The 17,079-nt window shown below is 58.9% G+C and carries 14 protein-coding genes; all 14 read left to right on the forward strand.

Translation table 11 applies throughout. The features are described from left to right. Positions 1–2 precede the first annotated feature (2 nt). The 14 genes from tssE (at position 3) to icmH (ending at position 17,078) form a co-directional block, all read left to right on the forward strand. Entirely contained in the window at positions 3–419 is a 417-nt protein-coding gene (gene tssE / locus BMX80_RS10815; RefSeq protein ID WP_074868259.1) for a type VI secretion system baseplate subunit TssE, read from the forward strand. Then, positions 420–2,189 (forward strand): type VI secretion system baseplate subunit TssF, encoded by a 1,770-nt coding sequence (tssF, locus tag BMX80_RS10820; protein WP_074868262.1) that lies wholly within the window; start codon positions 420–422, stop codon positions 2,187–2,189. Next, on the forward strand, positions 2,153–3,175 hold the full coding sequence (tssG, locus tag BMX80_RS10825) for a type VI secretion system baseplate subunit TssG (RefSeq protein WP_074868264.1): 1,023 nt from the start codon (positions 2,153–2,155) through the stop codon (positions 3,173–3,175). Before tssF ends, tssG begins: the two co-directional genes overlap by 37 nt. A 26-nt stretch (positions 3,176–3,201) precedes the next feature. Further along, on the forward strand, positions 3,202–5,832 hold the full coding sequence (tssH, locus tag BMX80_RS10830) for a type VI secretion system ATPase TssH (protein ID WP_074868267.1): 2,631 nt from the start codon (positions 3,202–3,204) through the stop codon (positions 5,830–5,832). A gap of 10 nt (positions 5,833–5,842) precedes the next feature. Continuing rightward, complete coding sequence (locus BMX80_RS10835) at positions 5,843–7,357, forward strand: sigma 54-interacting transcriptional regulator (RefSeq protein ID WP_074868270.1); 1,515 nt, start codon at positions 5,843–5,845, stop codon at positions 7,355–7,357. 20 nt (positions 7,358–7,377) lie between these two features. Beyond that, positions 7,378–10,947, forward strand: coding sequence for a type VI secretion system tip protein TssI/VgrG (gene tssI, locus BMX80_RS10840; protein WP_074868272.1), 3,570 nt, complete (start codon positions 7,378–7,380; stop codon positions 10,945–10,947). Continuing rightward, positions 10,940–11,572 carry a DUF2931 family protein gene (locus BMX80_RS10845; RefSeq protein WP_074868277.1) on the forward strand — a complete coding sequence of 211 codons (633 nt, stop codon included), beginning with the start codon at positions 10,940–10,942 and terminating at the stop codon, positions 11,570–11,572. The genes tssI and BMX80_RS10845 overlap by 8 nt, the downstream gene beginning before the upstream one ends. 42 nt (positions 11,573–11,614) lie before the next feature. After that, on the forward strand, positions 11,615–12,247 hold the full coding sequence (locus tag BMX80_RS10850) for a DUF2931 family protein (protein ID WP_074868280.1): 633 nt from the start codon (positions 11,615–11,617) through the stop codon (positions 12,245–12,247). Between the two features lie 41 nt (positions 12,248–12,288). Further along, positions 12,289–12,930, forward strand: coding sequence for a DUF2931 family protein (locus tag BMX80_RS10855; RefSeq protein ID WP_074868283.1), 642 nt, complete (start codon positions 12,289–12,291; stop codon positions 12,928–12,930). Positions 12,931–13,028: 98 nt separating this feature from the next. After that, entirely contained in the window at positions 13,029–13,163 is a 135-nt protein-coding gene (locus BMX80_RS10860; RefSeq protein WP_074868284.1) for a type VI secretion protein, read from the forward strand. A gap of 14 nt (positions 13,164–13,177) precedes the next feature. Continuing rightward, entirely contained in the window at positions 13,178–14,365 is a 1,188-nt protein-coding gene (tagH, locus tag BMX80_RS10865) for a type VI secretion system-associated FHA domain protein TagH (RefSeq protein ID WP_074868287.1), read from the forward strand. Between the two features lie 19 nt (positions 14,366–14,384). Next, the gene (gene tssJ, locus BMX80_RS10870) at positions 14,385–14,867 is read left to right on the forward strand and encodes a type VI secretion system lipoprotein TssJ (protein ID WP_407922792.1); all 483 of its coding nucleotides are present in this window, start codon (positions 14,385–14,387) and stop codon (positions 14,865–14,867) included. Positions 14,868–14,877: 10 nt separating this feature from the next. Then, positions 14,878–16,209 carry a type VI secretion system baseplate subunit TssK gene (tssK, locus tag BMX80_RS10875; protein WP_071871067.1) on the forward strand — a complete coding sequence of 444 codons (1,332 nt, stop codon included), beginning with the start codon at positions 14,878–14,880 and terminating at the stop codon, positions 16,207–16,209. Positions 16,210–16,211: 2 nt separating this feature from the next. Then, on the forward strand, positions 16,212–17,078 hold the full coding sequence (gene icmH / locus BMX80_RS10880; protein ID WP_074868292.1) for a type IVB secretion system protein IcmH/DotU: 867 nt from the start codon (positions 16,212–16,214) through the stop codon (positions 17,076–17,078). Position 17,079 lies beyond the last annotated feature (1 nt).

Here is a 17,079-nt window from a genome sequence, read left to right on the forward strand (position 1 = left end):
GCATGCACGCCCAAGTCAGTCTGTTCGAGCGCTTGGCTGGTCAAGCCCCGGTGCGTCGCGGCAAAGCCGACGGCGAGGCCGAGGCGCAGCTCATGGGCTCGGTGGCCATGCACTTGGGCAAAATGCTCAGCACCCGTGCCGGCAGTGTGCAAACGCTGCCGGACTACGGGCTGCCAGATCTCAACGACATGCGCCTGAGCCTGCACGATGCCTTGCAGCAAGCGCGCCTGTCGATCGAACGCTTTATCGAGGCCTACGAGCCGCGCCTATCGCGCGTGCGCGTGGTGCCTTTGCCGCGCGAGCACGACCCGCTGCGCTTGGCCTTTGCGATCGAAGCAAACCTGCACATGGAAGGCGGCCCGCGCCCGGTGCGCTTTAGCGCGCAGCTGGACGGTAGCGGGCAGGTCAAGGTGAGTTAAGTGGCATTCAACAGCTATTACCAAAGCGAAATCAGCGCCCTGCGCCAACTGGGCAAGCGCTTCTCAGAGCGCAGCCCAGCGTTGGCGCCCTTCCTGGGCCAAGGCAGCCACGACCCGGATGTCGAGCGCCTGCTCGAAGGTTTTGCGTTTTTAACCGGGCGCCTGCGCCAGAAGCTGGATGATGAGCTGCCCGAGCTGACCCACTCGCTGATGCAGCTGCTGTGGCCCAACTACATGCGCCCGCTGCCGGCGTTCAGCATGTTGCAGTTTGAGCCGCTTAAGCACAGCGCCAACAGTGTGCCGGTGACCCGCCATACGATGGTGGAAGCTAAGCCGCACAGCGGCGTGCGCTGTCAGTTTCGCACCTGCTACCAAACCCAGGTGCATGCGTTGGCGGCCACTCAGCTGGATTATGCCGTGCAGGGCGATGGGGCGCTGATGCGCCTGCGCTTAATGATGAGCGCCGATGGCCAGTTAAGCGACATTGGCCTGTCTAACCTGCGCCTGCACTTTGCCGGTGAGCGCTTTATCAGCCAGATGCTCTACTTGGCGCTGCTGCGCAACCTAAGCGGCATCAATGTGCAGTTGCTGGATGGCGAAGGCAAACCGCTGGATGCGCAGTTCCGCCTGCGCCCAGAGCAAGTGCTGCCGGTGGGCTTCGATGAAGACGACGCCTTGATGCCGTACCCGCTGAATACCTTCCGCGGCTATCGCCTGCTGCAGGAGTACTACGCCTTTCAGGACAAGTTCCTGTTTGTCGATGTCGAGGGCCTAGAGCGCCTTAACCAGTGGCCTGAGGCGGTGCAGAAAGCCGCGCGTGGTTTCGAGCTGACCTTCGATATCTGCAAAGCCACCGCCTACCGCATTCGCCCGACGCTGGATAACGTGCGCTTGTACTGCACGCCGGTGGTTAACTTGTTTGCCCACGATGCGTTGCCGATTCGCATGGACGGCAAGCAGGACGAATACTTGCTGCTGCCCGCCGAACACAAAAGCGAACACTGCGGCGTGTTTGCCGTGGAGCGCGTCACCGGCTGGCGCCCGGGTGGCTTGGGTTATGAAGAGTACGTGCCGTTTGAATCCTTCGAGCACGATCCGGCCAGCGGCGCACAGCGCAGTCGGCCGTATTACAGCGTGCGCCAGCGCCCCTCGCTGCTGGATAGCAGCTTGGATACTTACCTCAGTTTCAGCCAGCGCCCCGGCGAGCAGCACGAGACGATTTCCATTGAGCTGACTTGCACCAATCAGAATTTGCCGCGTCAGCTGGCGGTGGGCGATATCTGCCTGCCGAGCGAAGATACCCCCGAGTTCTTGCGTTTTCGCAACATTATTCCCGCTACTGCGCACTATGCGCCGCCGCTTAATCGGGATTTTTTGTGGAAGCTGATTTCCAACATGTCGCTGAATTACCTGTCGCTGGCCGATGTCGAGGCGCTGCGGGTGATTCTGCAAACCTACGACTTCCCGCGCTATTACGACCAGCACGCCGAGCGCATCAGCCGCCGCCAGTTAAGCGGCCTGAAAGGCATTCAGCACAAGCATGTCGATCGCCTGCTCAAAGGCTTGCCGGTGCGCGGGGTGCGTACCGAACTGCAGATGGATCAGGAGTGCTTTATCGGCGAGGGCGATCTGTTTTTGTTCGCCTCAGTGCTTAACGAGTTTTTTGCTTTGTACGCCAGCTTGAACTCGTACCACGAACTGCGCGTGCACAGTGAACAGGGAGAGGAGTACGCATGGACGCCGCGTATGGGCATGCAGCCCATCCTATAACGCGCCTGAGTCGCGAAATTCGCCTCTACCACCTGTTCCAAGCCATGGAGCAGGTGCGCGCCCAGCTGGCCGAGGCCAACCCGCAGTTAGATGACGAACAGCTGGACGACTGCCTAGAGCTACAAGCCAACCCGAGCTTGGGCTTCCCCGGCAGCGACGTTGATCGCGTGGAGTTTTTCGAGGAGCACGGCGTGCTGCGCGCGCGCATGCGCTTGAACGTGATTGGCCTGTGCGGCGCCAACTCGCCGCTGCCGGCCTTCTACAGCGAGCAAGCGTTGGGCGATAGCCAAGACGGCAACCCGACGCGCGATTTTCTCGACCTGTTCCACCATCGCTTACAGCGCCTGCTGCTGCCGATCTGGCGCAAGTACCGCTACCGCGCCAGCTATCAGGCCGGTGCGCGCGATCGTTTCTCCGAGCGCTTGTTCGCCCTGATCGGCTTGGGCGGCCACGAACTGCGCCAGAGTTCGGAGTTGAACTGGAAACGCCTGTTGCCTTATCTCGGCCTGCTCAGCCTGCGCGCCCACTCGGCGGCGTTGGTGGAAGCGGTGCTGCGTTACTACTTCAAGCATGCCGACCTGCGCATCGAGCAATGCCTTGAGCGGCAAGTGGAAATCCTCCCCGAGCAGCGCAATGGCTTGGGCCTGGCCAACAGCGCGCTGGGCGACAGCCTAGTGCTCGGTGAGCGCGTGCGTGATCGCGGCGGCAAGTTCCGCATTCATATCCGCGAGCTGGATTGGCAGCGCTTTCACGAATTTTTACCGATTGGCGAAGGCCATGTGCCGCTCTACGAGCTAGTGCGTTTCACCCTGCGCGATCCGCTGGATTACGACCTGCGCCTGCAAATTCGCCGCGACGCCATGCGCGAGCTGAGCCTCGGGCAAGACAACGCCTGTCGTTTGGGCTGGACCAGTTGGCTAGGTCTCGAAAACGCCGAGGGTGTGGTCACTCTCAACTGCCGACCGCAATCAAGGACGGGCCTGTAAAGGCCGCCTGCTTTAAGGACGAAACAATGATTGATGTAAACCTGCAACAACTGGTGCAAGCCCTCGACAGCCGCGGTCGCGGTCAGCTGGAGGCCGCCGCCGAGCGCTGCATTGGCCGCGCGGGCAGCAAGATCCTTCCCGAAGATTTGCTCTTGGTGTTGCTCGATGGCGAAGCCGACAGCCTGCTGCAGCGTGCGTTAAACGACGCTGGTGCCGACAGTGCCGAGCTGGTCACCTTGCTGCAACCGCGTGGTGAGCTGGGCGAAAGCCGCAGCCCAGTATTTGCCGTCGAGCTGGTGCAGTGGCTGCAAGATGCGCTGCTACTGGCGAACCTAGAACTCAAGCGCGGCCACGTGGATGAACCGGCGCTGCTGCTGACCTTGTTGGCTAACCCACTGCGCTATATCGGCGGTCGCGCGGCCAACGTGTTGCAAAGCATCAACCTGCCGCGCTTGCGCGCCTTTATCGATAGCCAAGGTGAGCAAGACAGTGCGCCACGTAACGCCGCGCCGGGCGAATCGGCGCTGGCGCGTTTTACCCACAACTACACCCAGCAAGCCCGCGAAGGCCGCTTAGACCCGGTGCTGTGTCGCGACGAGGCGATCAGCCAGATGATCGACATCCTCGCGCGGCGGCGGAAAAACAACCCCATCGTGGTGGGTGAGGCCGGCGTGGGTAAAACCGCCGTGGTTGAAGGCTTAGCGCTGCGCATCGCCCAAGGTGACGTGCCACAGGCGCTGCATGGCGTTGAGCTGCTGGCGTTGGACATGGGCCTGCTGCAAGCCGGGGCGAGTGTGAAAGGTGAGTTCGAGCGCCGCTTACAAGGCGTGATCGACGAGGTAAAAACCTCGGCTAAACCGATCATTCTGTTTATCGACGAAGCGCACACCCTGATCGGCGCGGGCGCACAAGCCGGTGGTTCGGATGCCGCTAACCTGCTCAAGCCTGCGCTGGCGCGTGGCGAGCTGCGCACCATCGCCGCTACTACGTGGAGCGAGTACAAAAAATACTTTGAGAAAGACCCCGCACTGGCGCGGCGCTTCCAGCCGGTCAAGCTGCTGGAGCCCACCGTCAGCGAGGCGGTGACCATTCTGCGTGGCCTCGCACCCGTGTATCAGCAAAGCCACGGTGTGTATCTGCGCGATGACGCCGTGCAGGCCGCCGCCGAGCTGTCTGCCCGCTACTTGGCCGGTCGCCAACTGCCGGATAAAGCCGTGGACGTGCTGGACACCGCCTGCGCCCGCGTGCGCATCAGCCTTGCCGCGCCGCCGGCCGCGTTAGAACGCCTGCGTAACGAACTGGCCGAAGGCGAACGCCAGCAAGCCGCGTTAGAGCGTGACCACGCCACCGGCGTATTAGCCGAGCGCAGTGTGCTGGATGAGCTGGTCGAGCGCCTGCCACAGCTGCGCGAACAAGAGGCCGCACTGGCCAACGCATGGCAAGCCCAGCGCGAACTGGCCAGCGAACTGCTTAGCCTGCGCCAACAGCTGGCCCAACCGACGCTGGTTGCAGCAGAGCAGGTTGAAGAGGGCGTAGATCAAGCGGCTAGCGAGCTGGCGGCTGATGAGCTTCAAGAAACCCCCGCCGAGCGCTTAGTGCGCCTGCAGGCACAGCTTAGCGAACTGCAAAGCGAGCAGCGCTTGGTCAGTTACGAGGTTTGCCCGCGCTTGGTGGCCGAAGTGATCAGCCAGTGGACCGGCGTGCCGCTTAGCCAGTTAGCGCGCGAGCACAATCTGAAAGTGGCCAGTTTTGCCGGCGATTTGCGCAGCCGCGTGCGCGGTCAGGAACAAGCCGTGCAGGCACTGGATCGCAGTATGCGCGCGGCGGCGGCGGGGCTGAATAACCCGTTGGCACCGACCGGCGTGTTCCTCTTGGTTGGCCCTAGCGGCGTGGGCAAAACCGAAACCGCGCTGGCGCTGGCCGATTTGCTCTACGGCGGCGAACGCTTTTTAACCGTGATCAACATGTCGGAGTTTCAGGAGAAGCACACAGTCTCGCGCCTGATCGGCTCGCCGCCCGGCTACGTGGGCTACGGCGAGGGCGGCATGCTCACCGAAGCAGTACGCCAGAAGCCCTACTCGGTAATCCTCCTCGATGAGGTAGAAAAAGCCGACCCCGACGTGCTCAACCTGTTCTACCAAATCTTCGATAAGGGCGTGGCCAACGATGGCGAAGGCCGCGAAATTGATTTTCGCAACACGCTGATTCTGCTCACCTCGAATCTGGCCAGCGAGCAAATCAGCGCGCTGTGCGCCGATGGTCAACGGCCTGAAGCTGAGCACCTGCTGGAGCACATCCGCCCAGCGCTGAGCCGTCACTTTAAGCCGGCGCTGCTGGGTCGTATGCGCGTGGTGCCGTATTACCCGGTCAATGGCGAACTGCTCAGCGAGTTGGTCGAGCTCAAACTGCAGCGCTTCGGCGAGCGCTTGGCGCGTCGCCAGTTGGCATTCAGCTTCAGCCCCGCGCTGGTCAGCGAGCTGGTGGCGCGTTGCACGCACAGCGAGAGCGGCGCGCGCCTGATCGACCAGCTGCTGGAACAACTGCTGTTGCCGCAGGTGGTCGACCGTCTGCTCGACGGCATGACCAGCGGCGAAGTGCTCAAACAGGTACACGCCACCGTGGACGGTGAACAGGCGGTGATCTGTGAATTTGCGTAAGGAGACGCCCGTGTTCCAACACATCAGCCAGCCCTTGTTGTATGCCGAGCGTTTGCTGGCGCACTACACCCTGCTGGGCAAAAGCCAAGATGCCGCCAGCCTGTTTAGCGAACTGGCCGCCGCGCTGGTGCGCCTAACCGACTGCCAGCTGAGCCAAGTGTATTTGCTCGACGACACCCACACGCGCCTGCAACTGGCCGCGCAGTGGCTGGATGGCCGCCGCGTGGCCGAGGCCGATTGCAGCCTGAGTGCCGACTACGCCGACCAGCAACTGCTGCAGTACAGCCTGTGCCAGAACCGGGTGCTGGCGATTGAAGACCTGCTCAGCAGCCCCTTCGACACCAGTTTTTTACCCGAGCGCTCGCCAGTGTGGCGCAGCCTGTTATGCCTGCCGTGGCAAGACAGCCGAGGGCGCACCCAAGGCGTGCTGCTCTGTGCTGGGCGGCGTAGCGGTTCGCTGGAGCACTTCGCCGACTCGCTGCAATCACTCGGCAGCTTTGCACTCACCCAACATCAGCTGATCTCGCGCCTGCGCGGCGGCCAAGTCGATAGCAGCCGCTTGCGCAGCGCCGATTACGGTTTAACCGGCGACAGCCCAGCGATGCGCAGCGTCTATCAGCTGATCGGCAAAGTGCTGGATAACCCCGTCAGCGTGTTGCTCACCGGCGAAACCGGCACCGGCAAAGAGCTGGTCGCCCGCGCCATTCACGATCACGGCGTGCGCCGCAACAAGCCGTTTGTGGTGCAAAACTGCGCCAGCCTGCCGGAGAGCCTGCTGGAGAGCGAGCTGTTTGGTTATCGCAAAGGCGCCTTTAGCGGCGCCGACCGCGACCGCGAAGGCCTGCTCGATGCTGCTAACGGCGGCACGCTGTTTTTAGATGAAATCGGCGACATGCCGCTGACCCTGCAAGCCAAGCTGCTGCGCGTGCTGCAAGAAGGCGAAGTGCGTCCGTTGGGCTCCACGCAAACCCACAAGGTGGATGTGCGCATCATTGCCGCCACCCATCGTGATCTGCTTGGCATGGCGCGCTTGGGGCAGTTCCGCGAAGACTTGTACTACCGCTTAGCTAACTTCCCGATTGGTCTGCCGGCGCTGCGTGAGCGCGGCGACGACATCCTCATGCTGGCGCGTTCTTTTGCCGACAAGGCCTGCGCTTATCTGCAACGCGACCTGCTGCGCTGGTCGCCCGAGGCACTCAAGTGTCTGCGTGGCTATGCCTTCCCCGGCAACGTGCGCGAGCTGAAAGGCTTAGTCGAGCGCGCCGTGCTGCTGTGTGAAGGCGGCGAGCTGCTGCCCGAGCACTTTAATTTGGGAACCAGTGCCACGACCTTGCCACCACTGCTGGCAGATAATGGCGCACTCAGTTTTCGTGAGTGCATGGAGCAAGTCGAACGCCAGCTACTGCTGCAATCGCTGCGCCGCAATAACGGAAACCAGACCCACACCGCCAAGGAACTGGGCTTACCGCGCCGCACCTTGCTGTACCGCATGGAACGGCTGCGCATTAGCTCGGCGGATGTGTAAAACGATCAAGGACGATAGCCATGTTTAACCCGGCCAACACCGCGCATTTCACCCTCGCCATCGACGGGCTAGAGCACGACCTGCAAGTGCTCGCCTTCGAGGGCCGCGAAGCGCTCAATCAGCCGTATCGCTTCGACATCACCTTAGTCAGCGAACAGCCCGATCTGGATTTAGAGTCGCTGCTGCACCGCCGCGCGTTTCTTGCCTTCACCCCGCAAGGCGAAGGTGTGCACGGCCTGTTGCAACGGGTTGAGCAGGGCGAGTCTGGCCACCGGTTAACCCGCTATCACGTCACCTTGCAGCCGCAGCTGAGCTACTTGGCACTGCGCCATAACCAGCGGATTTTTCAGCACCTAACCGTGGCCGACATCATCGCCACTGTGCTGGAAGAACACGGCATCACCAGCACCGATTACCGCTTCCAGCTCGGCAGCCTGTACCCCGAGCGCACCTACTGCGTGCAGTACGACGAAAGCGATCTGCACTTTATCCAGCGCCTGTGCGAAGAAGAGGGCATTCACTACCATTTCGAGCACAGCGAGGCGGGCCATGTGCTGGTGTTTGGCGACGACCAAACCAGCTTCCGCAAACTCGGCCAGCCCACGGTGTATTTACCCGACAGCGGCATGACCGCCGACGAGCCGGTGATCAAACACTTCGCCGTGCGCGTCGCCAGCCGAACCCGCCGTGTGACTCGGCGTGACTACGACTTCGAAAAACCGCGTCTGCTCATGGAAGCAGCCTTTACGCCAAACGATGAACGCCGCGAACCGGTTCTGGAAGACTACGACTACCCCGGCGCCTTCAGCGAGCGCCCGCGCGGTAAACACTTAAGCCAACGCATTCAAGAACGCCACCGCGCCGACTACCAACAAGGCCAAGGCGACAGCGACCAACCGCGCTTGGTCACCGGCCACCTGCTGGAAATCAGCGACCACCCGCGCAAAGAGTGGAACGACCTCTGGCTGCTCACCGAAGTGCTGCATCACGGCAAACAACCGCAAGTGCTGGAAGAAAACGCCGACATCCTTAACTTCCCCTCTCCCCTGGGGAGAGGGGCTAGGGGTGAGGGCCTAAAAAGCAGTGAGGGCCTAGAAAGCACTGAGAGTTTTGAACAAGGCTACCGCAACCACTTCCTCGTCACCCCGTGGCAAGTGCCGTACCGCCCGCCGTTTGTGCACCGCAAACCACACGTGCTCGGCAGCCAAACCGCCGTGGTCACCGGCCCGCAGGGTGAAGAAATCCATTGCGACGAATACGGCCGCATCAAAGTGCAATTCCACTGGGACCGCGAAGGCCAAGCCAACGAGCACACCAGCTGCTGGCTGCGCGTGGCGAGCAATTGGGCCGGCGACCGCTACGGCGGCATCGCCATCCCGCGTATCGGCATGGAAGTGTTAGTCACCTTCTTAGAAGGTGACCCAGATCAGCCTTTAGTCACCGGCTGCCTGTTCCATAAAGAGCATCTGGTGCCCTACGACCTGCCGGCGAACAAAACCCGCAGCGTGTTCAAAACCCTCTCCAGCCCCGGCGGCGGGGGCTACAACGAACTGCGCATCGAAGACAAAAAAGGCCAAGAGCAGATCTACTTGCACGCCCAGCGTGACTGGGACGAAAACATTGAGCACGACCAACGCCTCCGCATCGGCAACGAGCGGCATGACACAGTCGAGGCCAACAGCCACACCGAGATCCGTGGCGAAGAACACCGCCTAATCCTCAAAGACCGCAAAACCGAGGTCAAGCTCAGCGATCACCTGAAAGTGGCCGACACCCAGCACGTCAAACTCGGCAGCGGCCAGTTCGTCGAAGCCGGCAACGAAATCCACTACTACGCCGGCAACAAGCTGGTGGTCGACGCCGGCATGGAACTCACCGCCAGCGCCGGCGGCAGCTTCCTCAAACTAGACCCCAGCGGCATCACCCTCAGCGGCGCACAAATCAAACTCAACTCCGGCGGCAGCCCCGGCAAGGGCAGCGGCTTGCAGTTGTTGACGCCGCTCACCCCAGCCATGGCCGCCAAGGCCTTAGCCGGCGAACTGCTCGATCTGCCACAGGCGAACAGCCTGACCAAGCCCGAGCTGTTTACCGCCGAAGAGCTGGCTGATGTACCGCTGGAAGAAGAGGAAGAAGAAGTCGAAATCGAAGAGCTCACTCAGCAGGCCATTACCCTGCGTATCGGTGTGTTCTTTGATGGCACAGGTAACAACAAAAACAATACCGAAACAGTACGCCAGTGTTTTTCCCCCGACTTAGATATGACCGATGTGGCAGAGGCAGTTCGGGAGCATTGCGCTAAGTACGGCTACGACGGCGAAGGTAGTTCGCCGGATAATAGTTATGGTAATGATTTAAGTAATGTGGCGCGGCTGTATGACTTGTACTTGGATGATGTGGCATACGGTGGAGGTGAAAGAGGTTTTAAGTCGGTAAAGGTTTATGTTGATGGTATAGGCACGCTAAGCGGTGCGGAAGATGTTTTATTCTCACAAGCAACTGGCTTGGGCGAGACTGGTGTTGCGGCTCGTGTTGAAGAGTGTGGGAAGTTGATTGCGCAGAATATTAGCGAGCTTTTGACGGAAAGCCCTGAGGTTTTAGTAGAGTCTGTTTGCTTCGATGTGTTTGGTTTTAGTCGTGGTGCTGCAGCTGCGAGAAGTTTTGTTAATGAATTGGCAAAAGGCACAGAAAGCGAACTGGTTACTACTATTAAGTCATCGGTGCGTGCGGTTGATGGCTTTTCGTGGCAGCTTAATAGCGACTGTAATGTAATTTTTTTGGGATTATTTGATACGGTGGCGGCGATTGCTAATCCGCTATACGGTGATTTTAGTGGTGCAAATTCAGATAATGTTGGTGTAGATGTTTTCTTGCGTGATGGCTGTGCCAAAAAAATAGTTCACTTAGTGGCGCGTGATGAAGTTCGTGAGAATTTTGCACTGAATAGTGCCGGAATAGATGTTGTCGTGCCGGGCGTGCATTCTGATGTCGGTGGCGGCTATTTGCCGAGTGCGACGGAAAAACTGTTTTTGTCGCGGCCAATGTCTAACTTGTTATCAAAAAACTCATCGTTTGACCATGTTGCTGCTTATCAAGAGGCTGTTGAAAAATTAGCTGATTGGCAGAACAAGGGCATTGTGTCGAGCAGCGATCAGCAGGCGTTGCGGGTGGTGACTTGGCGGAAGCCATATGAAGTTCAACAAGAGCGTGATGCTACCCCGCAAGAGCATATTTATGCGGCGGTGGGCGTCGAGCGCCAAGTGAAAGGCAGTCTGTCATTGGTGTATTTGCGGATTATGCGCGACTTGGCGGAAGCGCATAGCGTACCGTTTTCACCCATTGATGAGGCCGATCAAGATTTGGCGCTGCCACAAGAGCTGCAAAGCATTCATGAAAAGCTTTATGGCTATGTGCTGAAAGGCGGCACGGGGCCTGCGTTGAGCGCTTCAGAAGAAGCCTTGCTGCGCAGGCGCTATATCCATAATTCGGCACATTGGAATGCGGCAAAAGGCTTCAATGGTAGTGACTTGGATATTGTTTTTGTTAATAGGCCTGCTCAGCAAGGTAAGCGTGTGGTGCATCCTAATGAATAATGTTTGGCATGTTTTTTTATTGGTATTTTTTCTTTCTGGTTGCACTTCTTCTTCAGCACGTGATCCGGATGAAACTTGGTATTTGGGATTTGCTGCGCCTGCTTATATGGAGGCTTGGTTGGAGGATGTACAGTTCAAAGACGTTCAAGGTAATGTGAATTTTCGTGCTGGCGGCGGTGTGGTTTCCATGGCTAGCCCAGCAGGCAATACAGGGGACCCATACGGATGGAAACGGGTCGTCGGTACGGGCAGTGGCCGTTACATGTTTGGGTATGACTTGCCGGATCAAATTTTTGTGCGCTGGCAATCGATAGCTGAACCGCAGGTTTATAAGGCAATCGTTAAGGTAACCGATGAAATGAGAGCGGCTATGCGGAAACCACTTGATGTTGAGTGTCAGTTTAAGCCTATACGTAACAGAATAGGGTTGCACTTGGCGCCGGGCGGTATTGTTCGGGTTGTTCAGGGTGGTACTTGCATTAGAGCAACTGAGGTTATGCGTTTGCAGGCCGAAGTGGTTGAAGAAGGCCCTTGGCGCGGTAAGTCATCAAAATACCGATCGCTTTCACCTGCGGCGAAGGAATATATCGAGAAGTACGGTATTCCCTACGATAGCTGGAAATAAAGTGTGTGCTTTTGATGGGTGGTTTGATTTGAGAGTGCTTGTGTGAGCTTTTTTAGACTGGCCTTTATTTCTGTGCTGCTGCTTTCTGGTTGCGCTTCTTCTTCAGCGCGTGACCCAGACGAGACTTGGTTTCTTGGGTTCGGTGCTCCGGATTACATGGAAGTTTGGTTGGAGGATGTGCAGTTTAAGGATGTTCAAGGGGATGTGAACTTTCGTGCGGGTGGTGGGGTTGTTTCAATGGTGAGCCCGTTAGGAAACGCGGGTGAGCCACATGGTTGGAATAAACTTGTTGGGATTGGTAGCGGCCGATATATGTTCGGCTATGACCTTCCGGACAGGATTTTTGTTCGCTGGCAGTCCATGGCTGAGCCTCAGGCCTATAAGGTAGCTGTAAATGTGACCGATGAAATGAGAGAGGCGATGCGTAAGCCTCTTGATGTTGAATGCCGTTATAAGCCTGTTCGTAATAAATTAGGCCTGCATCTGGCGCCAGGCGGTATTGTTCGGGTTGTTCAGGGCGGCACTTGTATTAGAGCAACTGAAGTCATGCGCTTGCAAGCTGAGGTCGTTGAAGAGGGTCCTTGGCTCGGCAAATCATCAAAATATCACTCGCTCTCGCCGGCGGCAAAAGAGTATATCGAGAAGTACGGTATTCCCTACGATAGTTGGAAATGAAATGTGTTTTTTGAGCGGCTGTTTGATTTGAGAGTGTTTGAGTGAGTTTTTTTAGGCTGGTCTTTATTTTTGTGCTGCTGCTTTCTGGGTGTGCATCACCCACTGGTAGAGATTTGCAAAAGAGCTGGTATCTAGGCTTTGGTGCCCCCGCTTATATGGAGGTTTGGTTGGAAGATGTGCAGTTTAAAGATATTAATGGTGGCGTAAACCACCGCGCTGGTGGAGGGCTGGTTTCAGTTGCGAGCCCGCCCGGTAATAGTGGTGATCCGCGGGGCTGGGGAAAGCTTGTGGGTATTGGTAGTGGCCGCTATATGTTTGGCTACGATTTGCCTGAGCGAATTTATGTGCGGTGGCATTCATTAGTCGAGCCGCAAACATATCAGATAGTTGTCAATGTGACGGATGAGATTAGAGAGTCGATGCACAAGCCGGTTGAGGCTTTATGTGGTCACTCTGACTCTAAGCCAGTGGCAAATAATCTTGGGCTGCATTTGGCCCCTGGTGGGATGGTCCGAGTAGTTCAGGGTGGCGGGTGCTTGAACGTTGTTGAGGTTATACGTGTACAGGCTGAAGTAGTCGGAGAAGGCCCTTGGCGCGGTAAGTCATCAAAATACCGATCGCTTTCACCTGCGGCTAAGGAATATATCGAGAAGCACGGCATTCCTTACGAAAGCTGGCGCTAAATAAATTATTAATCGCGCTGCGCCGAGCAGGTAACAGCGCGCAGTGTTGGTAAGTCTGTGATGGCAGGCTTGCATTTTATTATTCAGGGAGGAATTCCATGCGACGCCCTTTTTATATCTTCAGTTTGTTAATCGCGGTGCTGGCTATGAGTGGTTGCACCGGCAACTACAAATACAGCGACGACGAATACCGCCCTTTGGGTGAACCCACCGCCGTTAATCGCGGTGTTTAAGGAGTTATAGCGCCATGGAACTGGTTTTTGAGATGGTCAGCGCGCAGCAGTTTGTGCCGGGTTTGTTGACCAGTCGTACCTTTAAGCAGGCCGGTGGCCTGATCGGTCGTAATGATGACTGCGACTGGGTAATCCCCGACCGCAAGCGGCATTTGTCTGGGCATCATGCGCAGGTGAGCTACCGCGACGGTAGCTTTTACCTCACCGATACCAGCACCAACGGCGTCACGCTAAAAGACACCGGTGCGCGCTTACGTAAAGGCGATGCGCACCGCATTGAGCACGGCAGTGTATTTTGCTTGGGCGAGTTCGAGATTCGTGCGCGCTTGGTGCAAGACCCCGCGCAGTTTGAAGGCCAAGTCGGGCGTCCGCAGCCCGCGGGGCAGATCATCCCCGATGACGCGTTTCTCGGTCTCGACCCGCTCAGCGCGTTGGATCAGCAAGAGCAGCTGTATGCCGAGAGCGATTACCTAAGCGATTTAGACGCGCCGATTAGCGACGATCAGCGCGGCGACTATGCGCGTATTGATATGGAAAGCCTCGCCGTGCCCGAGCTGGTGCCTGAAGCTCCAGCGCCGCAGCCCAAGCCTGCACCCGTGCCGGAAGTGGCGCCGGTGAGCGAAGGTTTTTGGCAGCGCTTGGCTGCAGAGCTGGGCGTGGAACTGGCCAGCCTGCCCGCCGAACAGCGCGAGGCATTGGCGCTGCGTGCGGCGCAGCTGCTTAAGCAGTGTGTGGGCGGCTTGCAGCAAAGCCTGCGCACCCGCGCCGAGCTGAAAAACGAGCTGCGCTTGGCGCAAACCACCGTGGCCAGCAGCGGCAATAACCCGCTGAAAAACCAGCACACCACCGAAGAAGCCGTGGCGGCGTTATTGGCTGGCAAGCAAGGCCAGATGCCTGCGGGGCAGGCGATCAGTCGCGCCTTCCGCGATTTACAAGCGCATCAGGTGGCCATGCTCGCCGGTAGCCGCGCCGCGGTCACCGCCATGCACGAGCAATTCGCCCCCGAGCAACTGGCGCTGCGCTTCGAGCGTGAGCGCAAGCCGCTGTTAGCCACGGCGGGTAGCCGCTGGCGCGCCTATCAGCGCTGGCATAGCCGGCAAAAAGATGATGGCAGCTGGGGCGAGCAGCAATTTGCCCGCGAGTTTGCCTGCGCCTACGAAGAACAAGCCCGGCTCATCGCCACCCTACAAACGGAAGTGTAAGGAGCATTCCATGTCTGTGATTTCTCGCCTGCGCGCGGCGGCTTTGCTGCTGCTCTGCACGCTGTTGGCTGCCTGTTCCAGCCTGTCGCCGTACTCCAGCACCACTAAGCTGGCGCTGGAGCTGCAAGGCAGCGACCGCCTAAACCCCGACCTTAACGGTCGCCCATCGCCGATTGTGGTGCGTTTGTACGAGCTCAAGCGCCCCGTGGCCTTTGAAAACAGTGACTTCTTCGCCCTCTACCAGCGCAGCAAAGACGTGCTGGCACAAGACTGGGTGGCCGAAGAAGAACTCTCCCTGCGCCCCGGCGAGCAGCAACAGCTGCAACTGTCGGTGAAGCCCGACAGCCGCTATGTCGGCGTGCTGGCCGCCTACCGCGATCTGCCGGAAAGCCGCTGGCATTACGTGATTGCGCTGGAGCCGGAAGAGATCAACCGCGTCACCCTGCACGTGGGCGACTTGGGCCTACACAACCCGGCCGATGACGCCGCACAAGACGACTGAGGAGCCAGCCATGTTGATGCATAAAGTGGTCTGGCAAGAAGGCATGTTGCTGCGCCCGCAGCACTTCCAGCAGAACGACCGTTATTACGACTACCAACTGAAAACCCGCACCCAGCGTTTAGAAGTGTACGGCTGGGGCTTTTTTGAGCTGGAGATCGACCGCCAGTTTTTAAACATGGGCAAGCTGGTGGTCAGCAAGGCCAGCGGCATCATGCCCGATGGCACCTTGTTTGAGCTGGGTAGCGAGCGCGAGCCGCTGGCGCTGGATATCGCGCCTAACAGTGGCAGCACGCGGGTGTATTTGGGCTTGCCGTTAGTCACCGGCAACCATATCGAAAGCCGCCGTGGCGAGCAGCAAGATGTGCTGGCGCGCTACTTGGCGATTGCCGCCGATGTGGTGGATTCCAACGCCGGCGAAAACACCAGCAGCCAAGTCAGCTGCGCGCGCCCCGAGTTCAAGTTGCTGCTCGGCGAGCAACAAAACGACGAGGCCTACGTCAAGCTGGCGCTGTGCGATGTGCTGGATACCTCGCCGGATGGGGTGATCACCCTCGACAACGAATTTATCCCCACCTTCGTGCACTTTCAGCAGTCCACCTACTTGCTGTCGTGCCTGAAAGAAGTGATCAGCATGCTCGCCCACCGTGGCGACATTCTGGCCGAGCGTATCCGCTCAACCGGCAAAGTCGGCGGCGCCGAAGTGGGCGATTTTATGATGCTGCAGCTGATCAACCGCAGCGAGCCGGTGCTGCGTCACTACCTTAGCCTGCCGCAACTGCACCCGGAGAAAATCTACCGCGAGCTGCTCGGCTTGCTGGGCGAGCTGGCTACCTTCGCCAGCGAGAGCAAACGCCCGCGCCTAGAAAGCAGCTATGTGCACAGCGACCAAGGGGTGAGCTTCCGCAAGCTGATGGACGCCATTCGCCAAGTGCTGTCGATGGTGCTTGAGCAACACGCCATCGAGCTGCTGTTGCAGCAGCGCCAGTACGGCATTCAGGTATCGCCGCTGCACGACCACAAGTTGCTCGGCACCTCGTCGTTTGTGCTTGCCGCCAGCGCCGATTGCGACCCAGAAACCCTGCGCAATCGCCTGCCCGCGCAGCTCAAGGTCGGCCCGGTGGAGCGCATCCGCCAGCTGGTCAACCTGCATTTGCCGGGCTTCAAGATCAAGCCGATGCCGGTGGCGCCACGGCAGATTCCCTTCCACTCCGGCAAAACCTACTTCGCGCTGGAAATCAGCTCGCAAGAGCTGGCGCAGCTGGAGCGCAGCGGCGGCTTTGCCTTCCATGTGTCTGGGGATTTCCCTGGGCTTGAACTGAAATTCTGGGCGATTAGGAACTGAGCATGTTCAAGGAAATGGACTACGCGGATGACAAAACCGTCATCCTCAATCGTCAGGCCGAGGCTGGTAAAGAAAGCCCCCTGACCGACTTCAACAGCGCGCCCAAGTTCGAGCAGCTCGAAGAGCGGATGATCTACGCCGCCCGTTTGCGCCCGGCGGAGAGCTTCAATCTCAGCATTAACCCGCTGGTGGCCGCCGCCGCGCGCTTGCTCTCGGAAGTGGTGCGCTTAAAGCACAGCGACGAGCCCGAGCAACTGCGCGCCCTGCAAGAGCAGCTTGCCGGCGAGATGAAACTGTTCGAGCACCGCGCCCTGCACGATGGCGTGGAAAATAGCCAGGTGATGGCCGCGCGCTATGTGCTCTGCACTGTGCTCGATGAAGCGGTCGTCACCACCGCGTGGGGCAACGAGAGCGAGTGGTCGCAGATGAGCCTGCTCAGCCACTTCCATAACGAAACCTTCGGCGGCGAGAAGTTCTTTCAGTTGCTCGAGCGGCTAAGCCGCAACCCGGTGAAGCACCTACCGATGCTGGAGCTGATGTACCTGTGCCTGAGCTTGGGCTTTGAGGGCAAATACCGCGTGCTCAGTCGCGGCATGCTTGAGCTGGAAGGCATCCGCGACAGCCTGTATCGGCAGATTCGCATGCTGCGCGGCGATACCCCGCGCGAGCTGTCGCCGCATTGGCAGGGCCTGCGTGATGTGCGCCGCCGTCTGCTGCGTATCGTGCCGTGGTGGTTGGTGCTGCTGCTCAGCGCCGCGAGTATGGCGGCCATTTATGGCGGCTTCTCGTGGGTGTTAAGCCAAGAACGCACGGCGGTACTCGAGCAATATCAAACGCTGGAAGCGGCGCCTGAAGCGCCGGTGAAGTAAA

The sequence above is a fragment of the Atopomonas hussainii genome, assembly GCF_900109735.1.
Classification (GTDB): domain Bacteria; phylum Pseudomonadota; class Gammaproteobacteria; order Pseudomonadales; family Pseudomonadaceae; genus Atopomonas; species Atopomonas hussainii.

Bases quoted from the DNA above. Each gene is read 5' to 3' on its own strand.
- tssG (WP_074868264.1), top strand. From the start codon at position 2,153: ATGGACGCCGCGTATGGGCATGCAGCCCATCCTATAACGCGCCTGAGT.
- tssK (WP_071871067.1), top strand. From the start codon at position 14,878: ATGTTGATGCATAAAGTGGTCTGGCAAGAAGGCATGTTGCTGCGCCCG.
- tagH (WP_074868287.1), top strand. From the start codon at position 13,178: ATGGAACTGGTTTTTGAGATGGTCAGCGCGCAGCAGTTTGTGCCGGGT.
- BMX80_RS10845 (WP_074868277.1), top strand. From the start codon at position 10,940: ATGAATAATGTTTGGCATGTTTTTTTATTGGTATTTTTTCTTTCTGGT.
- BMX80_RS10860 (WP_074868284.1), top strand. From the start codon at position 13,029: ATGCGACGCCCTTTTTATATCTTCAGTTTGTTAATCGCGGTGCTGGCT.
- tssI (WP_074868272.1), top strand. From the start codon at position 7,378: ATGTTTAACCCGGCCAACACCGCGCATTTCACCCTCGCCATCGACGGG.
- icmH (WP_074868292.1), top strand. From the start codon at position 16,212: ATGTTCAAGGAAATGGACTACGCGGATGACAAAACCGTCATCCTCAAT.
- tssH (WP_074868267.1), top strand. From the start codon at position 3,202: ATGATTGATGTAAACCTGCAACAACTGGTGCAAGCCCTCGACAGCCGC.
- tssE (WP_074868259.1), top strand. From the start codon at position 3: ATGCACGCCCAAGTCAGTCTGTTCGAGCGCTTGGCTGGTCAAGCCCCG.